At 73.7% G+C, this 7115-nt stretch carries 7 protein-coding genes; 5 read left to right on the top strand and 2 right to left on the bottom strand.

The window, feature by feature from the left end:
* Positions 1–27: 27 nt before the first annotated feature.
* Complete coding sequence (locus ACFU6K_RS25900) at positions 28–759, bottom strand: maleylpyruvate isomerase family mycothiol-dependent enzyme (RefSeq protein ID WP_380666853.1); 732 nt, start codon at positions 757–759, stop codon at positions 28–30.
* A gap of 317 nt (positions 760–1076) precedes the next feature.
* Here ACFU6K_RS25900 and ACFU6K_RS25895 point away from each other — a divergent pair, with 317 nt between their 5' ends.
* The 3 genes from ACFU6K_RS25895 to ACFU6K_RS25885 all read left to right on the top strand — a co-directional run bounded on the left by ACFU6K_RS25895 (position 1077) and on the right by ACFU6K_RS25885 (position 4547).
* Positions 1077–2123 carry a DUF1702 family protein gene (locus tag ACFU6K_RS25895; RefSeq protein WP_380666851.1) on the top strand — a complete coding sequence of 349 codons (1047 nt, stop codon included), beginning with the start codon at positions 1077–1079 and terminating at the stop codon, positions 2121–2123.
* 88 nt (positions 2124–2211) lie between these two features.
* Positions 2212–3186, top strand: coding sequence for a DUF1702 family protein (locus ACFU6K_RS25890; protein ID WP_380666850.1), 975 nt, complete (start codon positions 2212–2214; stop codon positions 3184–3186).
* Between the two features lie 2 nt (positions 3187–3188).
* A complete protein-coding gene (locus ACFU6K_RS25885) occupies positions 3189–4547 on the top strand; it encodes a cytochrome P450 (RefSeq protein ID WP_380666848.1) in 1359 nt (452 codons plus the stop codon).
* A 107-nt stretch (positions 4548–4654) separates the two neighbouring features.
* Here the strand turns inward: ACFU6K_RS25885 and ACFU6K_RS25880 are convergent, their stop codons facing one another.
* Positions 4655–5446, bottom strand: a complete 792-nt coding sequence (locus ACFU6K_RS25880; protein ID WP_380666847.1) for a helix-turn-helix transcriptional regulator — start codon at positions 5444–5446, stop codon at positions 4655–4657.
* 578 nt (positions 5447–6024) lie between these two features.
* Here ACFU6K_RS25880 and ACFU6K_RS25875 point away from each other — a divergent pair.
* Together ACFU6K_RS25875 and ACFU6K_RS25870 are read left to right on the top strand one after the other, a co-directional pair.
* Positions 6025–6555 (top strand): DUF5987 family protein, encoded by a 531-nt coding sequence (locus tag ACFU6K_RS25875; protein ID WP_380666845.1) that lies wholly within the window; start codon positions 6025–6027, stop codon positions 6553–6555.
* Positions 6552–7115 (top strand): FAD-dependent oxidoreductase (locus ACFU6K_RS25870; protein WP_380666843.1); only part of this gene is annotated, 564 nt, incomplete at its 3' end. The genes ACFU6K_RS25875 and ACFU6K_RS25870, both read left to right, overlap by 4 nt.

Raw genomic sequence — 7115 nt, 5'->3', positions numbered from 1 at the left:
CCACGGAGCCGTTCCGCGGTCCGGGCGCTACCGCCCGGCGACGGCGGCCTCCACGGGCCGCTCCGGCGGCCGGAACGGCCCCCAGGTGAACGCGGGCAGCCAGGCGTCCGGCGCGGCGCTCCAGGCCAGTCCGGAGATCTGCCCGGGCGTCCGCCGGCCGGTGAGCGAACGGAGGAGGTCGTGGCGGTGCCCGTGGAGGACGGCGGCCGGCTCGCCGTCACCGGCCTGCCACTCGGCGCCCGCCGTCCGGATGCGCAGCGCCGGAAGCCCGTGGGAGCGCACCGAGTTGGCGAAGCCCCGGACGACCAGGTCCAGGGCCGAGGGGTACGACGGCTGGTCCGCGACCACCGGGGCCCGGAGCGCGCCGCGCAGGTCGAGCTCGTGGGTGAACGCGTCCATCATCATCATGGTGTGCCGCAGCTGCGGCGCGTCCGAGAGCACCCGCTCCACCGGGCCGTCCAGCCGCGACCACTCCTCGAGCAGGCCGGCGAGGCCGGTGCCGGACCCGGCGTGCGGCACCTCCCACAGGTTGCCGGGCACGTCGGCGGCCACCGTCCGGCAGACCTCGACCAGGTGGCCGACCAGGTCCAGGACGGTCCACCCGGGGCAGGCGGGGACGGGGACGCCGGCCGCCCCGGGTCGGGCGGCGAGCAGCAGTTCGGTGATGTTCCGCCGGGACCGGCGGTAGGCCACGCAGTCGGGCGCCCGGTCCCAGAGCGGCTCGGGCGGGGCCTCGTCCTGCTGGTGACGCGTGCTCATGCGCGCACTCCTTCGATGCGACGGCCTGGACGGGGAACGGACCCGACGGCGCCGGGGAGCCGGTCCCGCACGGCCCCATTCCACCGCGTCGCCGGGGATTTCGACAACACGGTCCGCGGCACTCCCGGGCGCCGTTTCCGAGGCGTTTCGACGGCCGGGACGAGGAAAGCTCAGGTGGGGAAAGGCCGCTTCGTGAAAGGGAGTTCGGGTAGCGACGGTCATCCGGCCGGAAGAACGCAACCGCGGAGATGCGGCCGCCCCCGCCGCCCCCGGAACATGGAGGCGCCGTCATTCAGGACGCTGGGCTGGGAGGGATCGTGCCGACGACCTTCGGATCACTGCGCCGACTGGTGCTGACACCGTCACTGGCCTCGGTGGCCTTCGCCGGACGGGGCTTCCCGGTGACCCCCACGGCCGCCACCGAACGCCTGGAGGCGGTGCCCCAGGCGGTGGTCTGCGGCTTCGAGTGGGGCATCGACGCCCGCGGCCAGTGGGAGGTCGAGCGCCGGCTGCGCCTGGTCGACCCGGAGCAGCGCGGATTCGCGTACGAGGGCGCCACGATGGCCTTCACCGTCCTGGACGCGACGGGCCGGGGCAGCCGCACCCGCGACCTGCTGGCCGGGCCGGGGCAGCCGCACATCTTCCTGGCGTACATCGGCATCGGCTTCGCCATGGCGCGCCTGCCGCGGCCGCTGTGGCGCAAGGTGCTGCCGGACCTGGCCGGGACGCCGTACCACCCGACGATGAGCTGGCTGGCGGTCGACGGGTACGGCTTCGACCTCGCCTACTTCGGCACCCGGCGCTGGGTGGACGAGCAGCGCGCGGTGAAGCCGTACCCGTGGCAGGGCGCGCCGGAGTACTTCGGGCGGGCGGTCGACCAGGGCATCGGGCGGGCGCTGTGGTTCATCCACGGCGGGGTGCCGGAGCAGGTGGCCGTCGCGGTGCGGAGGTTCCGCGCCGACCGGCGGGCCGACCTGTGGAGCGGGGTGGGACTGGCCGCGACCTTCGCCGGCGGCGCCACGGCGGACGGCCTGGCCGCACTGCGCGGGGAGGCGGGGGAGCACCGGGCGGAGCTCGCCCAGGGGTCGGTGTTCGCCGCGAAGGCGCGCGCGTACGCGGGCTTCGTGCCCGCGCACTGCGAGGCCGCCGCCACGGCCCTGACCGGCCTGTCGTTCGACGAGGCCGCGAAGCTGGCCGACGACTGCGCGGTGGACGAGCCCGCCGCGGACGGCCGCGCCCCGGGCGCCACCGCCGCCGGCGGCCCGCCGGCGTACGAGCTGTGGCGGGCCAACGTGCGGACGCACTTCCGTGCCGCCGGGCACCCGGACGGGCCCCGGCCGCCCGCGGCGGCCCCGGCGAACTGAGCAGGTGCGGAGAAGCCCCGCCGGAGCCGGCCGGGAAGCATCCGCGTGGCAGCGCACCGACGTGAGGAAGACCTGAGAGGAGAATGGCGTGCCCAGTGCATGGCGAACGCTCCGACGACGCGTTCTCACCCCGAGCACCTCGGAGACCCTACTGGAGAAGCGCGGCTTCCACCGGAAGTCACCGGACGCCCAGCACCTGCTGGAGTCGGTCGGCGGGCGGTTCCTGGAGGGCTACGCGTACGCGATGGAGGCCCGGGACCCGGCGGCGGCGGAGCTCCGCCTGGAGGGCGTCCCGGCCCCGTTCCGCGGTTTCGCCTACGAGGGCGCCGGCATGGGCTTCGCCATGCTCGACGGGCTGCCGCTGGGCGGCCGCGGCTCGGTGGGGCGCTTCCTCGCCGGGCGGGGCGCGGACCACGTCTACATGGTCTACGTCGGGATCGGCTGGGCGATGGCCCGGCTGCCGAGGTTCCGCTGGCCGGACGTCGACGGGCTCGACCCGCTGCTGCGCTGGCTCGTGCTCGACGGGTACGGGTTCCACCAGGCGTACTTCCGTACCGCCCGGTACGTCCACGAGCAGTACCGCGAGCCGGCCTTCCCCTGGCCGGCTCATGACACGCCGTCGTACGCGGGCCGCGCGATCGACCAGGGCATCGGCCGGGCCCTGTGGTTCGTCGGCGGCACCGATGCGGACCTGGTCGCGACGATGATCGAGAAGTTCCCGGAGTCCCGGTGGTCCGACCTCTACAGCGGCGCCGGGCTGGCGGCCACCTACGCCGGGGGCGCGGACGAGGCGGAGCTGCGGGCGTTCCGGGACCGGGCCGGCCCGCACCGGGCCATGGTCGCGCAGGGCAGCGCGTTCGCGGCCGAGGCCCGGCTGCGGGCCGGTCTGCTGGTCCCGCACACGGAACTGGCCACCCGGGTCCTCTGCGGCACGGCGCCGGAGGAGGCCGCCAGGGTCACCCGGGACGTCCGGCCGGCCGGGCCGGTGCCGGGCGCGCTGCCCGCGTACGAGGTGTGGCGCCGGGCTGTCGGCGACCGCCTGGCGAACGACGGGGGGTGCTAGCCGTGCCCGCGAGCCGCCGGGTGCCGCCCGGCCCGCCGCGGCGGGCCGCCCCGGTCCTGCTGCGCAGGCTGGTGGGGGACCGGCTGGAGCTGATGCGCTCCGCGGCGCGGGAGTACGGCGACGCGGTCCGGATCTCCATCGGCCCCAAGACGCTCTACTTCTTCAACCACCCCGAACACGCCAAGCACGTGCTCGCGGACAACGCGGCCAACTACCACAAGGGGATCGGCCTGGTGCAGGCCCGACGCGCCCTCGGCAACGGCCTGTTGACCAGCGAGGACGAGCTCTGGCGCAAGCAGCGCCGGCAGATCCAGCCCGCCTTCCAGCACAAGCGGATCGTCCGGCAGGCCGGGGCCGTCGCGGAGGAGGCGGCCAAGCTGGTCGGCCGGCTGCGGGCGCACGAGGGCGGCGGGCCCGTCGACGTGGTCCACGAGGTGACGGCGCTGACCCTCGGGGTGCTCGGCCGCACGCTGCTGGACGTCGACCTCGGCGCCTTCGAGGCGGTCGGCCACGACTTCGAGGCCGTGCAGGACCAGGCGATGTTCGACATGGTCACCATGGGCGCGGTGCCCGCCTGGGTGCCGCTCGCCAGGCAGCGGCGCTTCCGGCGGGCCCGGCAGGACCTGCAGCGGGTGGTCGACCGGCTGGTCGCGGACCGGACCGCCCGCGACGGCGGGCGGAGCACGGGCGACGACGCGCTGTCCCGGCTGATCACGGCCACCCGGGAGGAGCCCGACCCACGGGTCGGCCGGCAGCGGATGCGCGACGAACTGGTCACCCTGCTGCTCGCCGGTCACGAGACCACGGCGAGCACCCTCGGCTGGACCTTCCACCTGATCGACCGGCACCCCGAGGTGCGGGAGCGGCTGCGGGCCGAGGCCGTCGAGGTGCTCGGCGACCGGCTGCCCGAGTTCGAGGACCTGCACCGCCTCCGGTACACCTCCAGGGTGGTGGAGGAGGTCATGCGGCTCTACCCGCCGGTGTGGATCCTCCCGCGGCAGGCGCAGGCGGACGACGAGGTGGGCGGCTACCACGTGCCGGCCGGCGCCGATGTCCTGATCTGCCCGTACACCCTGCACCGCCACCCCCGCTTCTGGGACGCGCCCGAGCAGTTCGACCCGGAGCGCTTCGACCCGGAGCGGGCCACGGACCGGCCGCGCTACGCCTACATCCCGTTCGGGGCGGGGCCGCGGTTCTGCGTCGGCAACCACCTCGGGCTGCTGGAGGCCGTCTTCACGATCGCCCTGGTGGCCCGGGACCTCCGGCTGGCCAAGGTGCCCGGCCACCGGGTGACGCCCGAGCCGATGCTGTCGCTGCGGGTGGCCGGCGGCCTGCCGATGACCGTGCACCCGGCGGGCTGAGGCGCACCCTCCGTCGCGGCCCGGATCCCCCCGCAGAGGACCTCTGCGGGGGGATCTTCGGTGTCCTGTCCCGTCCTGCCGGGGCCGGGGCCGGGGCCGGCGCCGGCTCAGGCGCTGTCGGCCCGGGGGGCCTCGGCGACCTGGGACAGCTCGTTGAACGCCGTCGACCGCACGTCCAACAGCGCCAGCAGGACCGGTGGGTCCAGGGCCCGGATCGGGCGCAGCCGCAGTTCCATCGGCAGCAGTGGCACGTCCGGCCGGACCTCGATCGGTCCGACCGATCCCACCGAGACCTCGCCGTCGCCGGTCAGCACCTCGTCGAAGGAGACGGGGACGGAATGCGCCAGCAGGTACCAGGTGCCGCTCGGCACCCGGTCGAGGAGGAAGGCCCCGGGGCGGGGGAGGACGCAACAGGCGGCCGGCCGTCCCTCCGGGATCCGGGTCGGGAAGAGTCCGACGAACACCCGGCCGAGGTCCCCCGCGACCGAGGCCCGGATCTCGCCCCGGAACGTCGAGAGTTCCGTGCCGCGGCCCCGGCCGTGTAAGTCGACCTCGATCCGGGGGGTGAAGCCCCGGAGCTGACGGAACATCGTGGGGGAGGCGCCGACGCTGCTGGTGAACCGGGAGCTGAAGGTGCCGACGCTGTTGTACCCGACCCGGTGGCTGATCTCCGTCACCGTGAACGTCGTCTCGATGAGGAGGCGTTTCGCGGTCTCCAGGCGTATGGCGGAGAGGAATCGCCGTGGCGAGACCCCGGTCATCCGTTGGAACTCACGGGAGAAATGGAATTTGCTGTACATGGCCGCCTGCGCCATATCGTCTATGGTCAGCAGCTCGCCGATGTTCTCGTGCATGGTCTCGATGGCCCGGGTCACGGCTTGCTCGATGGCAGATTTCATGATCGACTCCAGGTTCTCTGCTGTACATGCGAATGAACAGAAATTCCGCCCGTGCGATGGTCGGGTACGAAAGTCGCGGCCGTGGTTTCCGGGCCGGCGGTCAGAGAGGCCATGGCATGCGAAGGCGCCCTCCGCCGGAAAGGGGAGGACGAAAGGGGGCCGCCGCCATAACGAGAGACGACGCTATCAGTTGGTGCATGACAAGTGCAATGGCGCGTTGGCACATTCCGTTGGCATGTCTGAAAGTTGGGATGCCGGGGGGGTTCGTATGTTTGAACTCGATTGTCAAGGGCGATTGCCGGAACGATCGGGATCGGGTGCGCACCACTGCCGACCCGCGCTGGGCGGTGGTGCCTGCGCGGGTCACCGCCGTCGCACGGCCCCCGGGTTGCCGCCGCCGAAGCCGATCAACGCTCCTCAGCAACGCGGGAGATGCGGAGGTGGAGGTATTGCCCGGACGATGCCAAAGTCGCGTATGCGAATCGGGGTCGGCCGGTGCGTCGGGCCCGTTTTTTCGACGACCACCTGAGGAGATGCCGGTGGGCTCGCGTATCCCAGATCAGCAGGATTACCGCACCATGACGCTCGAGGCGTTCGCGGACACGATCGTCCCGGGGGAGAAGCGCTCCCCCGAGGACCGGTCGGTGGCCGGCGCCTCGACCGGAGGCGGCGCGGTGCAGGCAGGCGCCATCGAACTGCTGGAGACGCCCGCGACCGGGCTGACGAACGCCCTGGACGACTACGAGCAGGCGCTCAACCGCCACGCCCGCGCCTACGCGGAGGAGCACGGCCGGCCGCTCGACGACGCGGTGCCGCCGTTCGTCGCCCTCCCGTTCGCGGACCGGACCGGCCTGGTGCGGACGCTGACCGGCCCGGACCACCCGGAGCGCGAACTGTGGGTCCTGCTGGCGCTGTTCAGCAACATGGCCTACGACACCGCCGCCCACCTGCACACCGCGGACGCGATCGCGGCGGGCCACCCCGGCCTCACCGCGATGGGGTTCATGGACCCGGACGCCGACGGCCTGTGGCGGTTCCCCGACTTCTCGTACCGGCGGCAGCTGGCCGACCCCCACCCGGGCACCACGTCCACAGGGAGCCCCGCATGACGAGCACCGAGAGCACCGACGTCCTGATCGTGGGCAGCGGCTTCGGCGGCGCCATCGCCGCCTACCACCTGGCGGCCGGCGGCGCGCGGGTCACCGTGCTGGAGCGCGGCCCGTGGCTGGAGGCGCCCGACTTCGAGCACGACTTCCTGCTCGGGTCCTCGTACACCCGCATCTTCGACTTCGTGGTCGGCGACGGCATGAGCCTGCTCGGCGGGAACTGCGTCGGCGGCGGCAGCGTGGTGTACTTCGCCGCGATGCCGCGCGCGCCCCGGTTCGCCTTCGAGCGCCGCGGCGGCATCGGCCGCCGGATGTGGCCGGCGGCCATCACCAGGGACACCCTCGACCCCTGGTACGACCGGGTGGCCGAGGCGCTGCCGATCACCCGGCAGGACTGGAACGACGTCACCTACGCGGGCGGCCTGTTCGCCGCCGCCTGCGACCACGCGGGGCGCACCGCCAACCCCGTCCCGGCCGCCATCGACCGGGCGAAGTGCACCAACTGCAACTGGATGATGTCCGGTTGCCGCTTCGACGCGAAGCGGTCGCTGCTGCTGAACTAC

The sequence above is a fragment of the Kitasatospora sp. NPDC057512 genome, assembly GCF_042802135.1.
In the GTDB taxonomy this organism is placed as follows: Bacteria; Actinomycetota; Actinomycetes; order Streptomycetales; family Streptomycetaceae; genus Kitasatospora.
Note: the sequence above shows the minus strand (reverse complement) of the source record. Positions and strands in the feature narration are given on the sequence as shown.